Annotated in this window: 21 protein-coding genes, 1 pseudogene and 1 riboswitch; of the genes and pseudogenes, 13 read left to right on the top strand and 9 right to left on the bottom strand. The window is 60.9% G+C overall.

Translation table 11 applies throughout. The annotated features are described in order from the left end of the window. Nucleotides 1-319: 319 nt before the first annotated feature. Together HNQ71_RS31155 and HNQ71_RS31150 are read right to left on the bottom strand one after the other, a co-directional pair. Nucleotides 320-991 carry a hypothetical protein gene (locus tag HNQ71_RS31155; protein ID WP_184877728.1) on the bottom strand — a complete coding sequence of 224 codons (672 nt, stop codon included), beginning with the start codon at nt 989-991 and terminating at the stop codon, nt 320-322. A 105-nt stretch (nt 992-1,096) separates the two neighbouring features. After that, nucleotides 1,097-1,618, bottom strand: coding sequence for a hypothetical protein (locus HNQ71_RS31150; protein ID WP_184877726.1), 522 nt, complete (start codon nt 1,616-1,618; stop codon nt 1,097-1,099). Nucleotides 1,619-3,044: 1,426 nt separating this feature from the next. On the opposite strand from HNQ71_RS31150, the gene HNQ71_RS31145 reads away from it, so the two are divergent. The 5 genes from HNQ71_RS31145 (at nt 3,045) to HNQ71_RS31125 (ending at nt 7,544) form a co-directional block, all read left to right on the top strand. Then, complete coding sequence (locus tag HNQ71_RS31145) at nt 3,045-4,052, top strand: substrate-binding domain-containing protein (protein ID WP_184877748.1); 1,008 nt, start codon at nt 3,045-3,047, stop codon at nt 4,050-4,052. A 232-nt stretch (nt 4,053-4,284) separates the two neighbouring features. Beyond that, complete coding sequence (locus HNQ71_RS31140) at nt 4,285-5,076, top strand: 3-methyl-2-oxobutanoate hydroxymethyltransferase (protein WP_184877724.1); 792 nt, start codon at nt 4,285-4,287, stop codon at nt 5,074-5,076. A 7-nt stretch (nt 5,077-5,083) separates the two neighbouring features. Continuing rightward, a complete protein-coding gene (locus HNQ71_RS31135; RefSeq protein WP_184877722.1) occupies nt 5,084-6,094 on the top strand; it encodes a sterol desaturase family protein in 1,011 nt (336 codons plus the stop codon). A gap of 82 nt (nt 6,095-6,176) precedes the next feature. Next, the gene (locus HNQ71_RS31130; RefSeq protein ID WP_184877720.1) at nt 6,177-7,142 is read left to right on the top strand and encodes a substrate-binding domain-containing protein; all 966 of its coding nucleotides are present in this window, start codon (nt 6,177-6,179) and stop codon (nt 7,140-7,142) included. Between the two features lie 75 nt (nt 7,143-7,217). Further along, the gene (locus tag HNQ71_RS31125; protein ID WP_184877718.1) at nt 7,218-7,544 is read left to right on the top strand and encodes a MocE family 2Fe-2S type ferredoxin; all 327 of its coding nucleotides are present in this window, start codon (nt 7,218-7,220) and stop codon (nt 7,542-7,544) included. A 279-nt stretch (nt 7,545-7,823) separates the two neighbouring features. Here HNQ71_RS31125 and HNQ71_RS31120 read toward each other — a convergent pair whose 3' ends face one another. Beyond that, the gene (locus HNQ71_RS31120) at nt 7,824-8,255 is read right to left on the bottom strand and encodes a helix-turn-helix domain-containing protein (RefSeq protein ID WP_184877711.1); all 432 of its coding nucleotides are present in this window, start codon (nt 8,253-8,255) and stop codon (nt 7,824-7,826) included. Between the two features lie 741 nt (nt 8,256-8,996). On the opposite strand from HNQ71_RS31120, the gene HNQ71_RS31115 reads away from it, so the two are divergent. Together HNQ71_RS31115 and HNQ71_RS34650 are read left to right on the top strand one after the other, a co-directional pair. Further along, a complete protein-coding gene (locus HNQ71_RS31115; protein WP_184877709.1) occupies nt 8,997-11,774 on the top strand; it encodes a tetratricopeptide repeat protein in 2,778 nt (925 codons plus the stop codon). Between the two features lie 18 nt (nt 11,775-11,792). Beyond that, nucleotides 11,793-11,995, top strand: a pseudogene (locus HNQ71_RS34650) (hypothetical protein); the annotation flags it as partial. A gap of 101 nt (nt 11,996-12,096) precedes the next feature. On the opposite strand, the gene HNQ71_RS31110 reads toward HNQ71_RS34650, so the two are convergent. The 3 genes from HNQ71_RS31110 to HNQ71_RS31100 form a co-directional block, all read right to left on the bottom strand. Then, nucleotides 12,097-12,276, bottom strand: coding sequence for a hypothetical protein (locus tag HNQ71_RS31110; RefSeq protein ID WP_184877708.1), 180 nt, complete (start codon nt 12,274-12,276; stop codon nt 12,097-12,099). A gap of 397 nt (nt 12,277-12,673) precedes the next feature. Then, the gene (locus tag HNQ71_RS31105; protein ID WP_184877706.1) at nt 12,674-12,925 is read right to left on the bottom strand and encodes a hypothetical protein; all 252 of its coding nucleotides are present in this window, start codon (nt 12,923-12,925) and stop codon (nt 12,674-12,676) included. A 152-nt stretch (nt 12,926-13,077) separates the two neighbouring features. Further along, nucleotides 13,078-14,067, bottom strand: coding sequence for a LysR family transcriptional regulator (locus tag HNQ71_RS31100; RefSeq protein ID WP_184877704.1), 990 nt, complete (start codon nt 14,065-14,067; stop codon nt 13,078-13,080). A gap of 311 nt (nt 14,068-14,378) precedes the next feature. Between HNQ71_RS31100 and chvE the strand changes: the two genes are divergently transcribed. From chvE to HNQ71_RS31075, 5 genes are all read left to right on the top strand, one after another. Then, nucleotides 14,379-15,449 (top strand): multiple monosaccharide ABC transporter substrate-binding protein, encoded by a 1,071-nt coding sequence (gene chvE, locus HNQ71_RS31095; RefSeq protein ID WP_184877702.1) that lies wholly within the window; start codon nt 14,379-14,381, stop codon nt 15,447-15,449. 121 nt (nt 15,450-15,570) lie between these two features. Continuing rightward, entirely contained in the window at nt 15,571-17,103 is a 1,533-nt protein-coding gene (gene mmsA, locus HNQ71_RS31090) for a multiple monosaccharide ABC transporter ATP-binding protein (RefSeq protein ID WP_184877699.1), read from the top strand. Next, nucleotides 17,100-18,392, top strand: coding sequence for a multiple monosaccharide ABC transporter permease (mmsB, locus tag HNQ71_RS31085; RefSeq protein ID WP_184877698.1), 1,293 nt, complete (start codon nt 17,100-17,102; stop codon nt 18,390-18,392). The genes mmsA and mmsB overlap by 4 nt, the downstream gene beginning before the upstream one ends. 190 nt (nt 18,393-18,582) lie before the next feature. Continuing rightward, nucleotides 18,583-19,575 carry an AraD1 family protein gene (araD1, locus tag HNQ71_RS31080; RefSeq protein ID WP_184877696.1) on the top strand — a complete coding sequence of 331 codons (993 nt, stop codon included), beginning with the start codon at nt 18,583-18,585 and terminating at the stop codon, nt 19,573-19,575. 25 nt (nt 19,576-19,600) lie between these two features. Then, nucleotides 19,601-20,047, top strand: coding sequence for a hypothetical protein (locus HNQ71_RS31075; RefSeq protein ID WP_184877694.1), 447 nt, complete (start codon nt 19,601-19,603; stop codon nt 20,045-20,047). Nucleotides 20,048-20,064: 17 nt separating this feature from the next. Here the strand turns inward: HNQ71_RS31075 and HNQ71_RS31070 are convergent, their stop codons facing one another. Next, entirely contained in the window at nt 20,065-20,838 is a 774-nt protein-coding gene (locus HNQ71_RS31070; protein WP_184877692.1) for an ABC transporter substrate-binding protein, read from the bottom strand. A gap of 100 nt (nt 20,839-20,938) precedes the next feature. Further along, nucleotides 20,939-22,033 carry a 2'-deoxycytidine 5'-triphosphate deaminase gene (locus tag HNQ71_RS31065; RefSeq protein WP_095082272.1) on the bottom strand — a complete coding sequence of 365 codons (1,095 nt, stop codon included), beginning with the start codon at nt 22,031-22,033 and terminating at the stop codon, nt 20,939-20,941. 138 nt (nt 22,034-22,171) lie between these two features. After that, a riboswitch (SAM riboswitch) is annotated at nt 22,172-22,249 on the top strand. A 57-nt stretch (nt 22,250-22,306) separates the two neighbouring features. On the opposite strand from HNQ71_RS31065, the gene HNQ71_RS31060 reads away from it, so the two are divergent. After that, nucleotides 22,307-23,497, top strand: coding sequence for an O-succinylhomoserine sulfhydrylase (locus HNQ71_RS31060; RefSeq protein WP_184877690.1), 1,191 nt, complete (start codon nt 22,307-22,309; stop codon nt 23,495-23,497). Between the two features lie 14 nt (nt 23,498-23,511). Here HNQ71_RS31060 and HNQ71_RS31055 read toward each other — a convergent pair whose 3' ends face one another. Continuing rightward, entirely contained in the window at nt 23,512-24,663 is a 1,152-nt protein-coding gene (locus HNQ71_RS31055) for a ceramide glucosyltransferase (protein ID WP_184877688.1), read from the bottom strand.

Genomic DNA, 24,663 nt, shown 5'->3' with positions numbered 1-24,663 from the left:
CCACACTAGGTACGACCGATGTGCTCACACCTTCCTGTCGGCGATCGCCTTCGCTGCAGCCTTCATCTTCTGGATCAATGAGTCCTGACCCTAGCTAATAGTCACCCTGACGTGCCTCGAGTAAACAAGGGCGCGGTTTGATCCCCGCCCTTGTTATTTTTGTTCCGCAATCGATCAGGTAGGCGAGACCGGCGCGAGGTTGCCGGTGACACCCTTGATGAAGCCCTCCAAGAAAATCACTCGTATCTGCAGTTCCAGACGGGTCATTGTTTCGATGCGCTTCTTCAACCGAAGCTTTTCGGCGTTATTCGCTTCGCCCTCAGGAAAGTGCATTGGAGCGATCCCCATCGACCGGCTTAGGCGGAAACGCCGTCAGTTTTGGACTGCGACGCCTTGAACCGCCCGCAGTCAACCATTCTCGATGCCGCGTCGCCAATAGCTTCTCCGCAAGTGTGAGCGGCGGCAAGGGCTCTCCGTCGGAATACGTCAAGGGCATTCCTGCAACAAACGGCACATTACGCCCATGATGCCACTGGATATTGGAGAATCCGAGCATGGCGGCTTTGTTTTTCCGCTTGCCAATCAGCAGGATGACAGTTTCGCGAGTGAGTTCAGGCCAAGGATCATCGAGTCGGATATTCTGAAGGATCGTGTGGTGTATGTCGTCGATCACTCCTTGGGTCTCGGAAGACTCCCCGCAAACGAGCGCGGTCATAACATCGAGTAGTGTCAAAGGCGGATACTCCATCTCCGAATAGCCATCCACAAGACTCTCGCTGTTAGTCTTGGCAATGAATTTCTCGATCGTGTCACGGTCGATAAGCGAGGATTGCCCTCGTATTGCCTCAAAGTCGGCTCGGATTTCCACTTTCGCTGCATCAACGGAGGCTTGCAGGTCCCCTCGCGCTCGCTCAATCAGGGCAAGCGCTTCCCCTCGCAGAACTTCGATACGCTCGCGTTCATCGCGAAATTGATCAATGGTATTCGTCATGTTAGGATTCTCCTCGTGATCGGCAGGAATTAGCCCCTGCCGTTGGCTACGTCGCCGGAGTGAGATCGGGCTGAATCGAAAATCACTCCGGCGAAATTTCTTTGCTCAGTCGGGACGCTCTGCCTTCACCTGTGTTGACGGGAACACGTAGCGAGCCGGCGCCCTCAACTGGGTCTGAATTAGCTTCAGACGATCGATCTCAGCAAGCGACCCCTTCAGCGCTTCTACGTCGCCTCTTGGCAGGTTCGCACTTGCCTCCAGGGCATCGTCAATTGCCCTTCCTATCTCCGCAAGCTTGTATTGATTGATGAGCACCGACAGTTCATCGGCGGCGTCGAGGCAAGCGCCCAATATACCTATGGCACGTTCAAGCGCCGTGACCGGCTCGTCGCGATCATACTCGGACTTGAATTTCTGAATCTCAGTTCTCAGCAAATCAGGACCAGAAATATGGACGCCGTAAGCATCCAAGCTGGCATCAAACGCAAAGTCGCGATCACCAACAAACTCTGAGAATGGCCGCTTCAGATAGTCGGTCGTCACGGGCGCGGCCTTCGCCGCTTCAAGTTCGGCGGCCTTTTGGCGTTCGCGATATCGTTTTTGTTTTTCCGCCGGGGTAAGAACCATGATCGTGTCTCCATCAAGTCACGGGCTCAGTAACACAGTGACCGTTACCGTGTCAATGAAGATTCTGCGAAGGCTGCCTTGGCAAATCCCCATGTGCTCGAAGCGCGCGTCGGCACCAGGTGTAACTAGCTCTTTGACTAGATAGCTATGTGGGGGCGTCTGCCGGACTGCTGAGCTAGGGTTCGCAGGCGAGCTCACAGGAGAGGGCGAGCACTGGACCGCTGCACTGACCGCTACACGCTATGGCTCTCTCTGACGGTCACCCCTGACAGCGTGGTGAGTGAATTCGGCGCCCTGCGACCCGATGCACTCTTGCGACACCTCGCTGACCTCCAAGACATCGGATGGTTCGTGGACTTCAGGCGATAGCCAAAGACAATGCGTCGTGAATTAACGGTCATCGAAAACGAAATAGGATGAGTGAACCGTCGGCACAGATCCCGGCCCCCGGGACTTCCAACAGGGGGAAACGAGCGGTGAAGTCGCTACGCTGAGGTCCCACCCGACTCTCGAGCACATGCACACGGCCCCTGTAAATACACCTATGTAGGTGTGGCCTTTCAAAGCCTTAGCGGATCAGCGGTCTCGGAAGTGGGCAGGACATGAAATAGATTCCCCGACGTATCGAACGTCACAGCGTGTCGACACCCGGCGTCCAGTCCCGACGGTGCAGCCTCCCAGGGACACGGTGAAGCTCGTAGATCCCGCCGTGGTTGACAAAATCCCAAAAAAACGGATTTCGGCCGGTTCTGTCAACTTAGGGTAAACTTAGTGTAAAGCGTTCTCTTACCGGCCTAAGAGAACGCACGTATTCTGGTTGACAGATTGCTCCCTTTTAAGGGGTGGCGGGGCCATCCGGTTGACGTTTGTCAACCTGGGTCTGGTCACGCCTCCCTTCGGGCGTCCCGGCGCGACACCCCACGCAAAGCGGAGCATTGGCAGGGATATTGCTCCGGCAACAAAACGCATCCCCTAGATCTCTCCATGGAAAACCTAGGACTTCCATCTGTGGGGTTCATCCAGTCTCGCGAACAAAGTCGATCGGTTCCCCGAAACCGAGGTGATCATCGTCAGCTTCCTCTCATGGCATCCAGAACCGACACCCGATTGCCGTGGTGGTGCGCTCGCCAACATGCGCATACATCGCCGACCGCATTGGATTAGCGGGACTGACCGAACATGCGCTACGCTCGGGTCCGCACTCGAGCTCGATGCAGTAGGGTCGAATGATCACGTGGCTGCCGCCAATGGCTCAGATGGGGGGACGTCGCTATTCACTTCGTCGATGGGAACGAGCAACTAGCGCCAGATGCATTCGATGTCGAACTTCCCCGGATGGGTCCTTCAGGGGAGTCGGCAGATCATCTGTCTTGGAAAAGCATGTGCGGCTGGCTAGGCTTCGGCGTCGTGACAGCGGGGTGACCAGATTCCAAAGCCCACTTTCCTCGAGATCGCCCGTCGCGCCGGGGTTGGCACCGCGACGGTCGAGCGCGTGCTGAACGGCAGGGGCGGGGTCAGGCCGGCCACCGTCGAGAAGGTCGTCGCCGCCGCTCGGTCGCTCGACTATCCGCGCCGCTTGCCGGAAGCCCATCGCGGCGTAATCAGGATAGAGGTCATCCTGGTGCGTCCGGACGCCACCTTTTTTGCCCGGTTGTCTCGCGCTTTCGAGCGCATCGCCGCGACGCTCGATCGTTCCATCGCCGTCCACCGCACCTTTCTCGATGAGGCGGACCCGGCGGCGATCGCCAGGCGCATCCTTGATCCCGACATGCGCCGCGCCGGCCTGATACTCGCCGTTCCCGACCATCCGCTGGTTGGCGCCGCCTTGAGGAAACTCGAGGCTGAAAACGTGCCGACTGTGCAGATCGTCACTGAGATTTCCGGCACCAGCGGCGCCTATGTCGGTATCGACAATTATGCCGCGGGGCGCATGGCCGGGCTGTTGCTGTCGCGCATGCAGAGGCGGCCGGGCAAGGTGGTGGCGGTCTGCCACAGCCAGATCTACCGCGTGCACCGGGACCGCGTGCGCGGCTTCTTCGACTACCTGATGGAGACTGCGACCGAATATTTCGAACCGATCGGGGTGCTGTTCGGCCATGACGATGGAGACCGCAACGCTGAGCAGCTTCTTGACGCCTTGAAGCGCTGGCCGGACCTTGCCGGCCTCTACAATGCCGGCGGCGCCAATTCGGCGCTCAACGATGTCCTGAGGCGCCATCCGCGTGGCGGCCAGGTTTTCTTCGTCGGCCATGAGCTCACCGGGCGAAGCGCCCGGGCGTTGCGCGAGGGCACGATGGATGTCGTGCTCGACCAAGCGCCCGAGGCGCAAGCGCGGCGGGCTATAGACCTCGTGCTGGCGACATTGAACCTCCACGACCTTCCGGTCGAAAACCCGCCAATCCGTTTCGTCACCTTCACCGCCGAGAACCTTTGATCTGATTTGATCAAGGTATGACGAGCCTTCGCCCCAGCAACGGTGCTAACTCCCTGCGAACGGACGGCGACCGCATATGAAGTTCGCCCCCTCATCCGGCCGCTTTGCATCCGCCTTCCCCGTTGGGGAGAAGAGGCTGGCGCCAGCGCAGACGATCTCCCTCTCCCCCAGGGGAGAGGTCTGGGTGAGGGGTGCATTCTTCGCTAGAGCTCCGCGAACGAGAGGACGACCGGTGACGAGACGGCTGACGGCTTATGATCTCAGGAGCGCCAAGGGCAGCCGTAAATGGCTGCAGCTTCATGTCGACACGCCGGCCGAGGCGGCCGCCGCCATCGCCTGCGACATCGTCATCCTCTCCTGCGAGCCCGACCACAATCTGGAATTGATCCGCCAGGCAGCACCCTTCGCTTTCCTATCCGTCGGCATGCCGCACGGCGCCGTCGCCTCGCCCGATGAGGCGGTGCGGCTGGGCTTCTCCATGATGAAGCGCGGCGCCGACGCGGTCTATTGCTCGCATTCGCCGCGCTTCATCGAGGCGATGGCAACGGAGGGCATTCCAGTCACCGGCCATGTTGGCCTGGTGCCGAACCGTGCGACCTGGACGAATTTTCGCGCCATAGGCCGCACTGCCGACGAGGCCTTCAAGGTGCTGCACGCCGTCAAGGATCTGGAGAATGCGGGTGCTGCCTGCGTCGAGGTCGAGGTCGTGCCCGTGCGGCTGGCCGAGCACATAACCCGGTCGACGCCGATGATCACCATGGGCATGGGCTGCGGTTCAGCCTGCGACACGCAATATCTGTTTTCCAGCGACGTGCTCGGCACCCACACCGGCCACTATCCGCGCCATGCCAGGCGTTATGCCGACTTCGTCACGCTGGAAGCCGAGCTGCAGGAAAAGCGCATCGCCGCCTTCCGCGCTTTCGACCGCGATGTGACAGCCGGCGCCTATCCGGAAGCGAAGCATCAGGTCGACATGGACGATGCCGCCTATGACCGCTTCCTCACCCTTTCCCAATCCCTGTGAGATAGAAATGGACGACCTGAAATACGGCACGCGCAACAAGCGAGACGACTGGGCTCCGAGCGAGCCGGCCTGCACCGCGCCGCTGTTCACCTTTCCGCCGCGGCCACTGGCGCTGCTGAAATGGCTGCCTCACTATTTCTTGCCCTACAATCTGCTGTTTGCGCTTTCGGCGGTGGCCTGGTGGCACTTCGTGCTGCCCGACGTCGAAGTGATGAAGACGCTCGCCTTCGGATGGATCCTCAGGCTCTTCCTCGCCAATTGCGCGGCGCTGCTGGTCTTCTTCGGTGCCTTCGAGCTACGACTCTACGTTCTCAAAGCCCAGGGCAACCGCTTCAAATACAACGGCAAATGGCCGTCCGAGCAGAAGAGCAAGGCCTTCTTCTTCCAGAACCAGAATATCGACAACATGCTTCGCACCTTTGGCACCGGCATGCCGATCTGGACGGCGATCGAGGTGGCGATCCTCTATGCCTATGCCAATGGCTATGTCCCGTGGCTGACCTTCGCCGAGCATCCCATCTATCTGTTCTTTCTGGTGCTCATCGCACCGATCATCCACGAGACGCATTTCTTCCTGCTGCACCGGGCCATCCACTGGCCGCCGCTCTACAAATGGGTGCATTCGGTCCACCACAATTCGGTGAACCCGTCGCCGTGGTCGTCGCTGTCGATGCATCCGGTCGAGCAGTTCGGCTATCTCGGCGTGGCGCTCTGGCACCTGGTCATCCCGTCCAACCCGCTCCTGGCGCTTTATCAGCTGCATCTCGCCGGCTTTGGCGCCATCCCCGGCCATGTCGGCTTCGACAAGGTCGAGCTTGGCGAGGAGACGGCGATCGATAGCCATGCCTACATCCACTACCTCCACCACAAATATTTCGAGGTGAACTATGGCGACGGGCTCATCCCGTTCGACAGGTGGTTGGGCACTTTCCACGACGGCAGCAAGGAAGGCGAGGCTCGCATGCAGGCGCGTTACGAGAAGAAAAAGGCGCGCGCCAACGCCGACGCCGCGAGATGACTGCGCCATCCATCAGGCATCCCGCAAGGGCCGGTATTCCAAGAAAAGGGGTGAGCCGGCACCCCTTCAGTGGGAGGAATCCATGAAGAAGCTACTGCTTTCGACAGCGCTGGCAACCTTGATGTCGACGGCGTCCGTCGCGACAATGTCGACCAGCGCCTTTGCCGCCAAGATCGGCGTCAGCATCGTCAACTTCGACAACAACTTCCAGACGCTGCTGACGCACGGCATGCAGGACCGCGCCAAGGAGAAGGGTGCCGGCATCCAGGTCGAGGATGCGCAGAACGACGTCGCCAAGCAACTCGACCAAGTGAAGAACTTCATCGCCAGCGGCGTCGATGCCATCATCGTCACGCTGGTCGACACCAATGCCTCCAAGACCATCAGCGAGGAGGCCGCAAAGGCCGGCATTCCGCTGGTCTTCGTCAACCTCGAACCGTCAGACATGGCGAACCTGCCTGAGAAACAGGTCTATGTCGGTTCCAACGAGGTCGAGTCCGGCACGCTGGAAGCTTTCGAGATCTGCAAGATGCTGCGCGCAAAGGGCAAGTCGGCCGGCGCCACCGCCTACATCGTCATGGGCAGCCTGGTGCACCAGGCAGCCCTCCAGCGCACCAAGGATGTCGAGCAGGTGTTTGCCACCGACATGTGCAACTTCATCAAGGTCACCGACAAGCAGTCGTCGGAATGGTCGCGCGACAATGCGCAGAACCTGATGACCAACTGGCTGACCGCCGGAGGGGCTCCGGACGCCGTGATCGCCAACAACGACGAATCCGCCATCGGCGCCATCCTGGCGCTCAAGGCCAACGGCGTCGACATGAAGAACGTCGTCGTCGGCGGCATCGATGCCACGCAGGACGGCTTGCAGGCCATGAAGGGCGGCGATCTCGCGGTCACCGTGTTCCAGAATGCCAAGGGGCAGGGTGGCGGCGGCGTCGACGCGGCCTTGGCGCTGGCCAAGGGCGAGAAGGTCGACCGCGTCGTCTACGTGCCGTTCGAACTGGTGACCCCGGCCAACGCCGCCGACTACCTCAATAAGAACTGATCCCAGTAGCGGGGCCTCCGGGCGGCCATGAGCTGTCCGGAGGTCCGCCGCGATCGAATTTTACGGATGAGAAAAATGACCAGCTGGATCAGGGCCTGCGGCCTCGACGATATCGAACAGGAAGGCGCGCGCCGTTTTGATTATGGAGGCCGGACCTACGCGGTCTTCCGCTCCCCCGACGATGAAGTGTTCTGCACCGATGGCTTGTGCACGCACGAAGCCGTCCACCTCGCCGAAGGGCTCGTCATGGACTACGAGGTCGAATGCCCCAAGCATGCGGGCGCCTTTGACTATCGCACCGGCGCTGCAAGGCGGCTGCCGCCTTGCATCAATCTCAGGACCTATCCTGCCAGGGTGGAAGCAGGCTCCGTCCTGGTTGCGATGCCAGTAACAGGAGCCTGAAGAAGTCTGGTGCGGCAGTCCACCTGTTCTTGATCGCTTCGGGCCAGATTGTGTCTGTCACTCGAAGCTGAACGACTGCACAGGGTCGAACTCGTTTCACAGTGGTCGGGCTTCGACCCACGGCACCTGTGATCATTGGCACCACACGGTTCGCATTTGTTCGCATCCGATAGGCACGGGCAAGTATCCCTCTCCCTAAACATCGACCAACCGTGTGGGAGCGACCGCCAGTGGGCGAGGTTCGACCGTTGCGACCATGGGTCGCTCACACGACAGCTGTCATTGACCCGGGTAGGGTCTGATTTTCCCAAAAATTGCTCGCAAGATCTTTGCCCGCTTCGCGGTTAAGGGAGGATCAGTGTTGTCGGACGCTTTGCGGAGCGCCTCGATCCAAGACACCTCGTTCTCGCTCACTACAGTTCCAAAAATCTGCTTGATCGCGACCAACGCGCTGCTCTCAAAGTATTGCTCGAGCGCCAGGAGGAAAAGTCTCGCAGGGTCGCAATCCAGCGCCTTCGCTAGACCGGGAACGCGGTCGAACGGAACCTTAATAGTGCCAGATTTCATCATAGAGAGGACGTTGACGTTAGTGAACCCAGCTTCGACCGCGACGTCTTTTTGGCTTTTCTTACCCTTTAGCTGATCGATGCGACCATCTATGAATTTCGCGATCTTAGTATGCGCATTTGGACGACCTGAAGGTGTATTCATTTTTTTCTCGCTTTGTTTAGATAAAATCATCGATGTCTTATCTATAGCGATAAACACGTGGGACTTTTAGATATAGTCGGGTCCGTATATGGAATTTCTTAAGTATAATTTTATCCTCTATTACCTGCTCCATATCTACCATCGATCATCGCTTGGAACTTCTCGCAACCGGGCCGCACTCCCAAGTCGGGCGGGGACGCCAAGCCGAGATCCCCATGTGGCCGTCCCGCGTATCTGGGAGGAACTTGACTGCGTTGCAGTGGAGCGATCGTTGCATCGGATTCACATAGATGGAGCGCAGGACCCAATGCTTGGCTCAAGGAGCAGTTGGCGCGCCGAGATACGGTTAGGGCGGGGTCAGCGGTCTCAAGAAGATGAGGACGGTTTCAATCAAAGGCCTTGAGGCATCGAGTAATGGTGTCGCCCGGCTGATGCGACTCGGATTAAGGCCATCCATTGTGGTCGACCGGCTGCTCAATGGGCGGCCGCCATAGATGGATTACTCGACCAAAGTCCTCCTTCGGGGCATCAAAGACCCGAAGCGCCAGGTCGTGCTGGAATACAGCGCAGCTCCTACGGCAGCGACACAGCGGCGGGTATCCCCAATGCTTCAACATTGTGGCTAAGTAAACGGCGCTGTCAGATCGGTCGACGAGAGTTCCGCTAGGCGCACCACGTATTGCCCGGGAAGCGGCGATGGGTCATGTTGAATGACGTGTGTCTCATCCACGGTGATCGACCATGCCACAGCTGCGCAGGGGACGGATTCCGGCCGCCAATCGCATTTTCGTCGATCGCGAAGCGCCGCAACGGATCTTCGAGGAGGCGGCTTTCGCAATTCCCGCCGATCGCTCGATCATTCGTGTTTTCTACGGCGTCGGTGGCCAGGGCAAGACAGCGTTGTGCCGCGAACTCATGCGCAGGACCAATGCCGCGGTCGAGCCGAGCTTTGCGTTCCTTCGCCGCGCCGAACTGGACCTTCACGGCCGCAGCAAGGAGGACCCGGACCGGTTGCTGGTCTGGATCAGGAACGGCTTTGCAGGCTCCGGGATCGGATTCCCCTGTTTCGATTTGGCTTTCGCCATTGCCTGGGAGGCCACACGGGGCGACGAGCCGTTGCCGGTCTTCACCAGGCAATGGCTGAGCCGGGCCACCGCAGTCGGAAAATTCGGCGTGGATGAGACGGCATCCGCCGTAAAGGACCTGCTTTCTAGCGATGCCGTCAAGGACGCGGCCGGCGAGCTCGTCGGCAGCATTCCCGGCATCGGATTCGCGCTGAAACGCATCGGCAACTGGTCGATCGAAAAGGGCAAGCGCTTCTATCTGGAAAAAACCCAGGAAGCCTTGAAGGAGCTTTACGATGGTGGCGAACTCAAAAAACCATATGAGCTGTCGCGGCTTCTTCCCTGGATGCTGGCGCAGGATCTGAACGCGCATCTTCGCGAAAACCTAGTGGAGCGTTTCGTGCTGTTCGTCGACGAGTATGAGCGTGTCTTCGACGAGGCAGGAGCCGGTTCGAAGTGGGAAGAAAATCCGTTCGATGGCCATATGCGGGTGCTGCTTGCCGAGACGAACGGACTGCTCACGGTCTTCTTTTCGCGCGAGCAACTGCCGTGGAACCGGGAACCGCAATGGCGCGGCGATCTCGACGGCCACCAGCACCTGCTTGGCGGGCTGGCCGACAAGGATGCGGATGCCTTCCTGCGGGCCATCCCGATCGACGATGATGCGACACGGCAAGCGATCATCGCCGGGGCACGGGAAACCACGTCGCCCGAGGCACCAATCTATCCGCTGATGCTTGATCTGCAGGTCGAGCACTGGGGCTCGCTGCGTGCTGCCGGCATCGCGCTTGAACCGGAGCGTTTCGCATTGGGGGCTGCGAGCTTCGAGGACAGGCGCATCGAAATAGTCCGGCGCGTGTTGCGCGACTACGGCACGCCGCTGGGAGTCACGCTCGAACGGCTGTCTGTGGCGCAGCGCTTCGACCGCAAGGCTTTCCAATATGTGGTGAAAACCTTCGGCACGGCGCTTCCGCTCGATCAGTTCGATCGCCTCGCGGACTTGTCCTTCGTGACGAAGGCGCCCGACGGCTTCCTGTCGATCCACAATCTGGTGGCCGAGACGATCCGCGAAACGCTGGCGCCAGAGATGCGGGCCGCGTCTGTCGAAGAACTGTTCAAGCATTATGCGGCCCGTGCGGCTATAGCGACTGCTCGAGATATCACGAATGAAACCGTCGCCGCGTTAGTCGAGGCCGCCTATCTCCGGCTGGCACTTGGGATCGAGGGCTATATTGCATGGCTCTATGACGCCAGCGCGGAGATCTTTGGTTCGGCCTGGTCAAGAAACATCGTCGGGCTTTGGCGAGAGGCGACGACGCTTGCCGAATTTCGTCTCGGCCCGGACCACCCCGATACGGCAACGAGCCTCAACCATCTCGCCAACCTGCTACACGACATCGGTGATCATGCCGCCGCCCGGCCGCTCTACGAGCGGGCGCTGGAGATCCGCGAGAAGGCGCTCGGCCCCGGCCATCCCGATACCGCAACGAGCCTCAACAATCTCGCCAACCTGCTACGCAACATCGGCGATCATGCCGCTGCCCGGCCGCTCTACGAGCGGGCGCTGGCGATCTATGAGAAAGCGCTCGGCCCCGACCAACCCCTTACGGCGACGAGCCTCAACAATCTCGCCAACCTGCTACGCGACATCGGCGATCATGCCGCTGCCCGGCCGCTCTTCGAGCGGGCGCTGGAGATTCGCGAGAAGGCGCTCGGCCCAGGCCATCCCGATACCGCAACGAGCCTCAACAATCTCGCCAACCTGCTAGAGAACATCGGCGATCATGCCGCCGCCCGGCCGCTCTACGAGCGGGCGCTGGCGATCGATGAGAAAACACTCGGCGCGGACCATCCCCTCACGGCGATAAGCCTCAACAATCTCGCCTACCTGCTACACGAGATCGGCGATCATGCCGCAGCCCGGCCGCTCTACGAGCAGGCGCTGGCGATCCACGAGAAAACACTCGGCCCGGAGCATCCTCAAACGGCGGCGAGCCTCAACAATCTCGCCCGTCTGTTACACGACCTTGGAGACCATGCCGCCGCTCGGCCGCTCTACGAGCGAGCGTTGGAGATCGACGAGAAAGCACTCGGCCCGGACCGTCCTCAAGCGGCGACGACCCTCAACAATCTCGCCAACCTGCTAGAGGACATCGGCGATCATGCCGCCGCCCGGCCGCTCTACGAGCGGGCGCTGGCGATCTATGAGAAGGCGCTTGGCCCCGACCACTCCGGCACAAATCGGGTGCGGATGAATTTTGCCAAGCATCTGCTGGCGGCAAACGAGCAGGACAAGGCACTTTCATGCGCCGAACTGGCGCTTGCAGCACATGAAAAGTCGCTCGGTTCCCATCACGCATGGACCATGGCATCCGCGCGCACAACTGCTGATGCCCTGGAAGCCGTGGGGCAAAACGAAAGAGCCACAGCCCTGCGATTGCAATACGGCCTTTAACTGCTGCGCAATCAGACGGGACCACTGCTCCACGGGCCGCACAATGTCCGCGATGTGCTTGCGTCCATCCTCAAGCAGACCGGCTCCTACGAGCAGGCAAGCTACGCCATTCAGGACACGCCCGACATGGTGGCTAAACACTATGGTCGCGTCGCTTCCTGCCTCAGGACAAAGCAGCGCTGGCGGCATGCGTTTTGAATCAGGTGTGGGAAGCTGCGTGATCTGGTGGGCAGCACCTGTTACCAATGTGTTATATTAAGTATTTTAATACCGCACACTATCCTGATGTTGTGTCCGCCGGTATCTGGTTTGCGTGATTGATCTAATCGCGCGCTGCGCGGGATTTCTCCGGAACCCGTCTGGTCAGGCATCTCACCGTCGGATTGACTTCGACGATCAGCTTCTTGATCGACGTCTCTGCAACCAGTCCGACGCATATGCCTTGCCCCAGCAGTATCCCATCTAAAATTGACCAGGCCGGGTTTGGTTTGCCCACCGCCATGACGTCCTTCTCGAAATCGCTCTCGATCAGCGCTCCGAAAATATCCGCGAGACTCTCGCGTGAGAGAATGTGCCCTCGAGAGAGCCCAGGGCGGGCTGCAGGGCGCGTCCTATGTCTGCAGCGAGTTCGGCGCGAACTTGCGGCTCCATAGTTCCTGGACAGGCCCGTGGTCTGGGCGCGGCCACGCGCGTCACGGCTGTAGCCGGCGTCGATCTTATTCTCGATCGGCAGCCGGAGACCGTCGTGAGTCAACTCGTTGCGGCCGGAAATAGTTTTACCTAGGCACTGATTTCATTGCGAGATATATGCTCGAAAAGAGCAATGTTTTACAGCTATGACCTTGTTTAATCACTAATGCGTCCAGCTTCCCAAGCTGAACGCGCGGGTTCGATTCCCGCTACCCGCTCCAGTCCATGGCGCCAGAAACAATTTCAGCGCCTGCCTGTTCGTCGAACACAACCGAGCAGCCTCGTGCAAGCGCTACCGTTGCTAGCGCGTTTGCCACTACGTCGTCCGATGAGACGAAATCGCCGGTCAACACCCGCAATTCTTCGACGCCTTCAGCCATCGACACGAAATTCCCGACCGATCGTTCGTGCTTGCAGGCCTCGACCACGCAAAGCAGGTCGATCATTTCGAAGCTGCGCATGTTCAGTCTCCTGAAGAAATCAAGAAATCGTCCCTTGCAGGGATATGAACGCATCGGCAGGAAGTAATGTTCCCGGCTTGCTGTTCGCCAGCCCTGGCGGCTCTTTCATGTGCCTTAGGCGCCGGATCGAACTCGACTGCCTGGCCGAGCCGTCACCCCACCTCTCGCAGAATGAAGTCGTGCAGCATTTTGGCGGCCGGCGACAGCACGCGGTTCCTCACCGTGATCAGGCTGTAAGGCCTGACCTCAATGTCGAATTCGGTCTGGACGACGTCGATGGCGCCGGCCAGCCCGTCGGGATTCTGGATGAATTTAGCCACCTGGACCGATACCGGCGCAATCGCATCGGACTGTGCGACCATGACCAGGGTCAGGAGCAGCGAGCTGGTGTTGAGGATACGGTCCGGCAAAGCGATGTTGCGGTTGAGGAAATTGCTCTCCATCGCCTGGCGCAAAGGCGACCCGCCCGACTGGAAAACCCAGTCGTAGGCGGCGGTGTCCTCCAGCCGCACCGCCTCGCCCTTGGTGAGCGGATGGCCCCGGCGCACGATCAGGCAGGCCTTCTCGACGCCTATGACGCGCGACTCGAACAGCCGCGGATTTAGATCGTCAGGGATGCGCGCGATGATGAAATCATGGCGTGTGGCGATCAATTCGCGTGCCAGCACGTTGGAGGTTTCGACCTGCATGGTGATCTCGATGCGCGGATAGATACGGCGAATTTCGCGAATCGCCGGCACCGCCAGCTCGATCGCCGGCGCCGTCACAGCGCCGAGGAACACCGAGCCGCCTTTGCCCGCCTTGAGTTCGGAAATCTCGCGGTCTACCTCGCGCATTTCGAGGAGGATCGAGCGTGCGCGCCTGGACAATGCCTTGCCGAAAGGCGTCAAGGTGATGCCGCGCGGCAGCCTTTCGCACAGCCTGACCTCCAGCACGGCCTCCATTTCGCTGATCATGCGCGAAGCCGCCGGCTGAGAAATGTTCATAACTTGGGCTGCCGCGCTCACCCGGCCATGGTCGTCGAGCGCGACGATCATGCGCATGTGGCGCAAGCTGAGACCACTGCGCAGCAAGGTTTCGCCGTCGCCCGGCATCTCTCTGTAACCGTTTGAAATCCCAGTCGGATTCCTTAGCGCCGCCATAGCCTCTCCTTGCTTCTTCCCACAGGCGGCCAGTGGTCGCGCCAGCCGTCTCGGTTCGGTAGCATATACCAATCATGATATAGCAATCATCAAAGATCGCATTTGACAGTTATGGCAAAGGGTCACAACCTTCGCGCGTTCCGAGACGCGACGGTCGCAGACGAGAAAAATCGTATCGATTGAAAACAGCGCCTCGGGGCCATGGGAGGATACCGGAGATCGATATGACGGCAGCAGTGCCTTGGCGCTTCTGCACGATTGCGCGGCCCGCGACCCCCGGGGTGCCGCGTCCATCAACCAGGGAGAGTTAAGTGAAAATCATCAAGACGTTAGTCGCCGCCTTGGCGGTCAGCATCGCGGCCATGTCGGCCACCGCCTACGCAGCCGACAAAGGCCTCGTCGGCGTGCTGATGCCCACCAAGACCTCGCAGCGCTGGATCAATGACGGCGATGCCGTCAAGTCCCAGCTCGAGGCTCTGGGCTACACCGTCGACCTGCAATATGCGCAGGACGACATTCCAAACCAGCTCAGCCAGTTAGAGAACGAAATCACCAAGGGCCCGAAGGCGCTGATCATCGCCTCGATCGACGGCACCACCCTGTCGGACGCGCTGCAGAAGGCCGCTGACGCCGGCGTCGTCGTCGTCGCCTATGACCGCCTGATCAAAAAGACCGCCAATGTCGACTACTACACGACCTTCGACAATTTCGGCGTCGGCGTCATACAGGCGAATTCCCTGGTCAAGGGCCTCAAGGAGCGTTTCCCGAACACCAAGCCGTGGAACGTCGAACTGTTCGGCGGCTCGCCAGACGACAACAACGCCTTCTTCTTCTACAATGGCGCGATTTCCGTGCTGCAGCCACTGATCGACGACGGCTCGATCAAGATCAAGTCCGGCCAGACAGGCATGGACAAGGTCGGCACCCTGCGCTGGCTGGCGGCAACCGCCCAGGCCCGCATGGACAATCTGCTCTCGGCCAACTACTCGGACGGCAGCCGCGTCGATGGCGTTCTGTCGCCCTATGACGGCCTGTCGCGTGGTATCACCGCCTCGCTGCGCGCTGTCGGTTATGGCACGGACGCTCAGCCCTGGCCGATCGTGACCGGTCAGGACGCCGAGACCGCCTCGGTCAAGCTGATCATCTCGGGCGAGCAGTACTCGACCGTGTTCAAGGACACCCGCGAACTGGCCAAGTCGACCGTTGAGCTCGTCGACAAGGTGCTCTCGGGTGGCAAGCCGGATGCCCTCGACACCAAGACCTACAACAACGACGTCAAGGTCGTTCCCTCGATCCTCTTGACGCCGCACGAAGTCGACAAGTCGAACTACCAGGCGCTGGTCGTCGACTCCGGCTACATCAAGGCTGACGAGCTGAAGTAATCCGGTTGCAAATCGAGGGGTCCTGCGCAACGCAGGGCCCCTTTTCGTTCACCAGCGGGCCCGGTATTGTTACCGACCTCGCCGGCAGTGTTTGCCGACCTCTCAAGGAGCGGTAGTTCCCATGGCCTCGACGATTTTGGAGATGCGCGACATCACCAAGACGTTCCCCGGCGTGAAGGCGCTGTCGAACGTCAACCTCAGCGTCGAGGAAGGCGAGATCCATGCCGTGGTCGGCGAGAACGGCGCCGGCAAGTCGACGCTGATGAAGGTGCTGTCGGGCGTGTATGCGTCCGGCACCTATGATGGCGCGATCGTCTACCGTGGCGAGGAATGCCATTTCAAGGGCATTCACGACAGCGAACACAAGGGCATCGTCATCATCCACCAGGAGCTTGCGCTGGTGCCGATGCTGTCGATCGCCGAAAACATTTTCCTTGGCAACGAACACGCCAGATTTGGCATCATCGACTGGAATGCCAATGAGACTCGTACCAGCGCCTTGCTGAAGAAGGTGGGCCTCAAGGAGGACCCCAAGACGCTGATCACCAATATCGGCGTCGGCAAGCAGCAGTTGGTCGAGATCGCCAAGGCGCTCAGCAAGGAAGTGCAGCTGCTGATCCTCGACGAGCCGACGGCGAGCCTGTCCGAAAAAGACAGCCAGGCACTGCTCGACCTGCTGCTCGAATTCAAGCGGCAAGGCATCACCTCGATCCTGATCTCGCACAAGCTCAACGAGGTGAACCGGGTCGCCGACAAGGTCACCATCATCCGCGACGGACGGACCATCGAAACACTTGCCAAGAAAGACATTTCGGAGGACCGCATCATCACCTCGATGGTCGGCCGTTCGCTCGACGACCGTTATCCGCCGCGCGAGCCCAAGATCGGGGAGGTCGTGCTCCAGGTGAAGAACTGGTCGGTCTATCACCCGATCCATGCAGAGCGGCAAGTGATCAAGGGCATCGATATCAATGTCCGTAAGGGCGAGGTGGTGGGTATCGCCGGGCTGATGGGCGCCGGACGCACCGAATTCGCGATGAGCCTGTTCGGCCGCTCCTATGGCCGCCGCATCACTGGCGAGGTGCTGCTCAAGGGCAAGCCGATCGATGTCTCGTCGGTGAGCAAGGCGGTGGAACACGGCATTGCCTACGTCACCGAGGACCGCAAGACCTACGGTCTCAATCTCATTGATCACATCAAGCACAACATCACGCTGGCCAACCTACCCGGCGTGTCGCGCCACGCCGTAATCGACGACCTGCGCGAACTTGCCGTCGCCAATGACTACAAGGCCAAGACCAACATCCGCTCGTCCAGCGTCTATCAGATGACCGGCAATCTGTCGGGCGGCAATCAACAGAAGGTGGTGCTGTCGAAGTGGCTGTTCGCCAATCCGGAAGTGCTGATCCTCGACGAGCCTACGCGCGGCATCGACGTCGGCGCCAAGTATGAAATCTACACCATCATCGCCCGCCTCGCCTCCGAGGGTAAGGCGATCATCGTCATCTCGTCGGAGATGCCAGAACTGCTCGGCATTACCGACCGCATCTACGTCATGAACGAAGGCCGCATCGTCGGCGAAATGGCGGCGAGCGACGCCAGCCAGGAAAAGATCATGCGCGCCATCGTTCGGGGAGAAGGAAAAGCATCATGACCACCGAAAGCGCTCCCGCGCCGAAAAGCGGCGTTGCCGAAGATGTGCAGCAGGGGCCGCGTGTGGCCGTCTCGGCGCTGATCACGAATCTGCGCGAATACGGCCTGATCCTGGCGCTGATCGCCATCATGGTGTTCTTCCAGTTCACCACGTCCGGCACGCTCTTCAAGCCGGTGAACCTGAGCAATCTGGTGCAGCAGAACAGCTTCATCATCGTGATGGCGCTGGGTATGCTTCTGGTGATCGTTTCGGGCCATATCGACCTCAGCGTCGGCTCCGTCGCCGGTTTCATCGGCGCGCTGGCGGCAATGATGATGGTCATCTGGCCGCTTGGCCCCCTCAGCAATCCGCTGGTTGTGTCGATCATCTGCCTCATCATCGGCGGCGGCATCGGCGCGGCCCAAGGCTACTGGATTGCCTATCACCGAATACCGAGCTTCATCGTGACGCTGGCCGGGATGCTGATCTTCCGCGGCATCTGCCAGGCGCTACTGGGTGGCGGGTCTTCCGTGGGGCCGCTTCCGGATGGCTTCAAGGCGCTCAGTTCCGGCTTCATTCCAGACGTGATCGGCCCCTTGACGCTGATCCCGCCGACGGTGAACGCCGCCGGCAAGACCATCATCGGCAGCGGCCTGACACTGCACATGACGACGATCCTGATCGGCGTCGTCGCCGTGCTCGCCTATGCGTATTTCGGGCTCAGGGCACGGCGTACACGCGAGCAGCATGGCTACGAAGCCGAGCCCTTCGCATTGTTCGTCGTCAAGACCCTGGTGACCAGCGCGCTGGCGCTGTTCCTGGTCTATCAATTCGCCACCTACAAGGGCCTGCCGATCGTTCTCATGGTGATGGGCGTGCTGATCGCACTGTTCGTGTTCGTCACCAAACGCATGACGATCGGCCGACGCATCTACGCAATGGGCGGTAATGCCAAGGCGGCACAGCTGTCGGGCATCAAGACCGAGCGACTGACCCTGATGGTGTTCGTCAATATGGGCGTGCTGTCGGCGCTTGGCGGCCTGATCATCGCGGCGCGCCTTGGGCAGGCGGTGCCGGCGGCAGGCCTTGGCAGCGAGCTCGACGTCATCGCCGCGGTGTTCATCGGCGGCGCCTCGGCGATGGGTGGTGTCGGCCAGGTCATCGGCGCTGTGGTCGGCGGCTTCATCATGGGCGTGATGAACAACGGCATGTCGATCATGGGCGTCAATGTCGACTGGCAGCAGGTGGTGAAAGGCCTGGTGCTGCTCGGCGCGGTGGTGTTCGACGTCTACAACAAGAACAAGGGCTGAGGGAAACAGGAAGGCATACGGGTCACATCGCGGCGCTGCACGGCGGCACGAAACGAAGTCCCCCTGACCAGGCTCGCGAGCGCAATCCGAATGGAGAATTTCACCCGTGGCATGGACGAAGTCCCGGCCGCGCTGGGCAAGGTTTGCCGTTCCGGCAGCCCCTGCCAAGGCAAATGAGAGAGGATTCATCATGCTGATCTCCCAAATTCTCGATGACGCCGAGACCATCCGTGTCGTTGCCCGCAACGGCGGCAAGACCCGCATCATCAATGGCGCGCGCAGCGTCTATTCGCTGGCGATGGAGGCCGCCCGGACCGGCGTCGGCCTCGTCGCGCTGATCGAACGCAAGGGGCTTGGCGAGACAATCGATCTCGATGCCGCCTACAAGAAGGGAAGGTTGCTGTCGCCGATCAACCACCCCGATCCGGCGCACCTGCATCTGACCGGCACCGGACTGACGCATCTCGGATCGGCCGCGACGCGCGATTCCATGCACAAGAAGCTGAGCACCGACGGCGAGGAGGAACTGACCGATTCGATGAAGATGTTCCGCATGGGGCTGGAGGGCGGCAAGCCGGCGAAAGGCCAGATCGGCGTGCAGCCGGAATGGTTCTACAAGGGCAACGGTACGATGGCGGTGGCGCCAGGCGCCGCGCTGTTGTCGCCGGCCTTCGCCAAGGACGCCGGCGAAGAGCCGGAAGTGGCCGGCATCTATGTCATTGGCGACGATGGCGCGCCGTTCCGCGTCGGCTTTACGCTGTCGAATGAATTTTCCGATCACGTCACCGAGCGCGTGAACTATCTGTTCCTGGCCCACTCCAAGCTGCGCAACGCGGCGTTCGGGCCGGAGATCCTGATCGGCGACCTGCCCGCCGACATCCGCGGCAGCTCGCGCATCTATCGCAACAACGAGGTGCTGTGGGAAAAGCCGTTCCTGTCTGGCGAAGCGAACATGTCGCACACCATCGCCAATCTCGAACACCACCACTTCAAATATGCGGCCTTCCGCCAGCCGGGCGACGTGCATGTGCACATGTTCGGAACGGCGACGCTGTCCTTTGCCGACGGCATCAAGACAGAGGCCGGCGATGTGTTCGAGATCGAGGCCAAGGATTTTGGCCTGCCGCTACGCAATCCACTCGAAATCGAGCAGCCGGTGAAGGTGGCGGTGAAGGCGCTTTGAGGCCAGGCGCCAGAAGGATCGGGCGATGGGCATGCGACTTGGTCTTGCATCCGTAGTCCTGGCGATCGTCTTCGCCTCTCCTTCAGTGGCCTACAGTGCGGGACAATGCAGCGCAAAATCCTATCGCGAAGCCCGTACGGCGATGACGAACCGGCTTCTGAGCACGGGATACTCGAGAGCGCAGATCGGGTTCCTGATACGCAATGCGGATCGGATGACCTCGGCACTTCGCAGCAACAGATTGAACGATAGTGCCAAAGCCTGCGGCATCGATTCCGCCAGGGCCCATGTCTTCGGGTGCCTGGACAAGCAGCTGTTTCCCTTGGGGGCGGGATCAAGGGCCTCGCTTGACGAGGAGAAGCAGACCATCGCTTTCTGGGGTAGGAAGCGGTTGGCTGTGCGAGAATTGCTCTTTATCGGCCGTTTTCACGCATGCCTCGGCGCCGCAAAAGAGCATCTGTTTCGCGGCTGACCGAGCTGCAGCCGGCCTCAATAAATATCGAAGTCGAAGTACTTGGCCTGGATCTTCTTGTAGGTGCCGTCGGCAACGATGGCGTCTATCGCCGCATTGAACTTGTCGCGCAGCGCGGTGTCTTCCAGGCGAACGGCAATGCCGGCCTGGGTCTCCGTGCCCTTGACGTCGCCGACCAGCTTGCAGCAGCCGTCGCTTGCCTTCTTCAACCAGTCCACCAGCACGAACTTGTCAGAGATGACGGCATCGAGACGGCCGTTCGTCAGGTCGGTGATCGCCTCTTCCTGGGTCGGGTAGAGTTTGGCCTCCGCGCCTGCCTTGCCATAGACATTCTGGGCATAGTCGGCCTGCGTGGTCGAAGCCTGGGCGCCGACCGTCTTGCCGGCAAGCGCTGCCGGTTCGGTCGAGGTGAGTTCGGTATCCTTCGGCGCCACCAGCGCGAGTGGTGTCGTATAATATTTGTTGGTGAAGGAGACCTGCTTCTTGCGCTCCTCGGTGATGCTCATAGAGGCGATGATGGCATCGAATTTCTTGGCCTGCAGGGCGGGGATAATGCCGTCCCAGTCCTGGGTGACGATCTCGCACTCGACCTTCATCTGCGCGCACAGCGCATTGGCGATGTCGATATCGAAGCCGACGACCTTGCCGTCCGGGGTGATGGTGTTGAACGGCGGATAGGCACCCTCGGTACCGATCTTCAGTTTCTCAGCAGCCTGCGCCGACAGAGAGCCGGCCGCTATCACCAGCACGGCAGCACCTGCTGCCGATATGATCCATTTCGAAATCCGCATTTTCTTGGTTCCCCTTGAACGCCGCCAGCTTGGCGACCAGAAAGGCAGCCAAGCATGACGAGCCAGCGCAGGCAAGTCTATTGCGCGACGGGAATTGGGTTCAGCGCGCGGGGCGGAAATGCTTGGACAGCTTCAGGCCTTGCGCCTGGTAGTTGGAGCCGAGATCGGTGCCGTAGAGAGCCTGCGGCCGCTTCAGCATATGCTCGTAGACCAGCCGGCCGACGATCTGGCCATGGTCGAGGATGAACGGCACTTCGTGGCTGCGCACTTCGAGCACCGCGCGACTGCCGGTGCCGCCGGACGCCGAGTGGCCAAAACCCGGATCGAAGAAGCCGGCATAGTGGACGCGGAACTCGCCGACCAGCGGATCGAACGGCGTCATCTCGGCGGCGTAGAGCGGCGGCACATGCACGGCTTCCTGGCTGACGAGGATGTAGAATTCATCGGGATCGAGCACCAGCTCACCGGCGCCGCTCTTGTGGATCGGCTCCCAGAAGTCGACGACCTCTTGTGCCGCGCGCTTGTCGACATCGACGAGACCGGTGTGATGCTTGCCGCGATAGCCGACCAGGCCGTTCTGATCGCCGTTGAGATCGATCGACAGTGCGATGCCGCCGCCGGAAATGTTCGGCGGCTCGGTTGCGACCAGCATCTCGGCGCGATGCAGGTCATGCAGCTCGGCTTCCGAGAGCAGTGCATTGCCGGTGCGGAACCGGATCTGGGACAGACGCGAACCTGTGCGCACGACGATCGGAAAGGTGCGCGGGCTGACCTCGAGATAGAGCGGGCCGTGATAGCCGGCGGCGATCTTGTCGAACTCGTGGCCGCGGTCGGTCATGACGCGGGTGAAGATGTCGAGCCGCCCGGTCGAACTCTTCGGATTGGCCGAAGCCGAAATGTCCGCCGGCAATGCCAGGCTTTCAAGCAAGGGCACTATATAGACGCAGCCTGTCTCCAGCACCGCGCCCTCGGCAAGATTGATCTCGTGCAGCTGCAGCCGGTCGAGCTTTTCCGAAACCTTGTGGTTGGGACCCGGCAGGAACGAGGCCCGCACCCGCCAGGCCTTGTCGCCGAGCCGCAGATCCAGGCTCGCCGGCTGTATCTGATCGGCATCGAACGCGCGCGCCGACTTTAGCGCGCCGGACTGGAACAGCGCCGAAATGTCCTGATCGGGAAGAATGCCTGTCTGCCGCAAGGCTCCACTCCTAGGCCAGGCGATTTTCTGTTCGCAGGTTCTTGCCGCAAAACGGTGGAACAGTTTTGCGGAACCTGCTTGGTACAAACCTCTTAATCAAGCCGGCAATTGACGCAAGCGTGGCGCGGGTCTAAAGGGTCGTTATCCCGTGGTGATTTGGCCGGTCGGCTTGCAGCCACGTTAAACAAGTCGCTAAAGGACCGTCGGGCCGCAAGGCCGTATGGACCGGTTGCGACTTTCGCGGCCGGTTTTTTTGTGTCTGGAACAAAAGCGATGAGCACTAAGAAGCGTAACTGGAAGCCTCAAACGACACTCGTGCATAGCGGAACCCTGCGTTCCGGTTTCGGCGAAACCTCCGAGGCGATGTACCTGACCCAGGGCTATGTCTACGAAACGGCGCAGGCCGCCGAAGCCCGCTTCAAGGGCGAGGAGCCGGGGTTCATCTATTCGCGCTACGCCAATCCGACCGTCGATATGTTCGAAAAGCGCATGTGCGCGCTCGAAGGCGCCGAGGACGCGCGCGCCACCGCATCGGGCATGGCCGCGGTGACGGCCGCGCTGTTGTGCAGCGCCAGGGCCGGCGACCATATCGTGGCGGCGCGCGCGCTATTCGGCTCCTGCCGCTGGGTGGTCGAGACGCTGGCGCCGAAATACGGCATCGAGGCGACACTGGTCGACGGCACCGACATCGCCAACTGGGAAAAGGCGGTCAAGCCGAACACCAAGCTGTTCTTCCTGGAAAGCCCGACCAACCCGACGCTGGAAGTGGTCGACATCGCCGCGGTTGCCACGCTTGCCAATTCGATCGGTGCGCGGCTGATCGTCGACAATGTCTTTGCCACGCCCCTGCAGCAGAAGCCGCTGCAGCTCGGTGCGCACATCGTCGTCTACTCGGCGACCAAGCATATTGACGGCCAGGGGCGGTGTCTCGGCGGCGTCATCCTGTCGGACAAGAAATGGATCGACGAGAACCTGCACGACTATTTCCGCCACACCGGCCCGAGCCTGTCGCCGTTCAATGCCTGGACGCTGCTGAAGGGGCTGGAGACGCTGCCGCTGCGCGTTCGCCAGCAGACGGAAAGCGCCGGCAAGATCGCGGATTTCCTGGCCGGGCGGCCCGAAATCGCCCGCGTCATCTATCCCGGCCGCGCCGACCACCCGCAGGCGGCCATCGTCAAAAAGCAGATGTCGGGCGGCTCGACGCTGATCTGCCTGGACGTCAAGGGTGGCAAGCAGGCTGCCTTCGCCTTGCAGAACGCGCTCGACATCGTACTGATCTCCAACAATCTCGGCGATGCAAAGAGCCTGATCACCCATCCGGCGACGACGACGCACAAGAATCTGAGCGACGAGGCCCGCGCCGAACTCGGCATCGGGCCGGGCACGCTCAGGCTGTCGGTCGGCCTGGAGGATACCGACGATCTTCTGGAAGACATCGAACAGGCGCTGAAGTCGGCCAAGTAAAAGGTCTTTGGCCTTCAGGCGCCGGACGGCGTCTCTTCCAGCTCGGCCGCCTTGGTGCCAATGGTCATCGCGTTGCCGCGCCAGTCGACGACGCCGCCAAGCCAGCCGCGCGCCCACATCGCCGGCAGGATCAGGTCGCGCATCATGATCGCCGCAACCATGCGCGGCGACAGGTACCAGCCCTTGGACCAGGCCAGGGCGCATTCCGGAAGGTAGAAGGCCGACAGCACGGCAATGGCCGTTGCCCAGAGGCTGACGCCTGCAGCCGATGCCGCAACCAGCGCAAGCAGCAGCGGCACCACCGCGCCAGTCAGGATTTCGGGTGCGAAGTACAGCGGGAATGTGACGCGGCGCAGGCGGGCCCAACGGGCCTGACGCGACCAGATCTCGTCAAAGGTGCGCCGGCCGAGCGGTTGCTCGAAGGGCGCGGCGACGAGATTGACGCGCAGGCCAAGGCCATTGACCAGCTTGGTCGCGGCAGCGTCCTCGGCGATCTCGGCGGCAAGGGCACGGATGCCGCCACTGGCGTCGAGCATAGGCTTGTTCCAAAGCATGCTCTTGCCCTGGGCAAAGCCGAGGCCAAGCGCCTCGCCGGCATATTGCCAGCGTGCCTGCAGCGTGTTCAGGAAAGCGCATTCGACCTCGGCCCAGAAGCCAGCCGGTCGCGAGCCGATCGGCGTCGAGCAAACAAGGCCGGTGTCCGGCCGCCACGCAGCCATCAGGTGCTGGACATAGTCTCTCGGCATCAACACGTTGGAATCGGCCAGGACAACCCAATCGTGGCGCGCCGCCTCCCAACCCTTGACGCAATTGTTGAGTTTCGGGTTGGCGCTGATGCGGTCGTCGCCGATCAGCAGGCGTGCCGGCACCTTGGGAAAACGGGCGATGGCTGCACGGATCAGCCTGACCACCGGATCGTCCGCATGGGCGACGCAGAAGACCAGTTCGTAGCGCGGCCAGTCGAGCGAGAAGGCGCGCTCCAGCGTCTCGTGCGTGAACGGCTCGACGCCACGCGACGGCACGATAATCGACACCGGCCGCGGCTTGCCGGCAGGCGGCGCGATGGTGCGGCGCCGCTTCAGACGCGAAGCGGCGAGCAGGATGCTGGCGAGGTTTGAGAGGATGAGAGCGATCGAAAGCGAGGCGGCTATGAGGATGAGTTCCAT

The organism is Mesorhizobium sangaii (assembly GCF_014207355.1).
GTDB lineage: Bacteria > Pseudomonadota > Alphaproteobacteria > Rhizobiales > Rhizobiaceae > Mesorhizobium > Mesorhizobium sangaii.
This window is presented reverse-complemented; position numbering and strand designations above follow the sequence as displayed.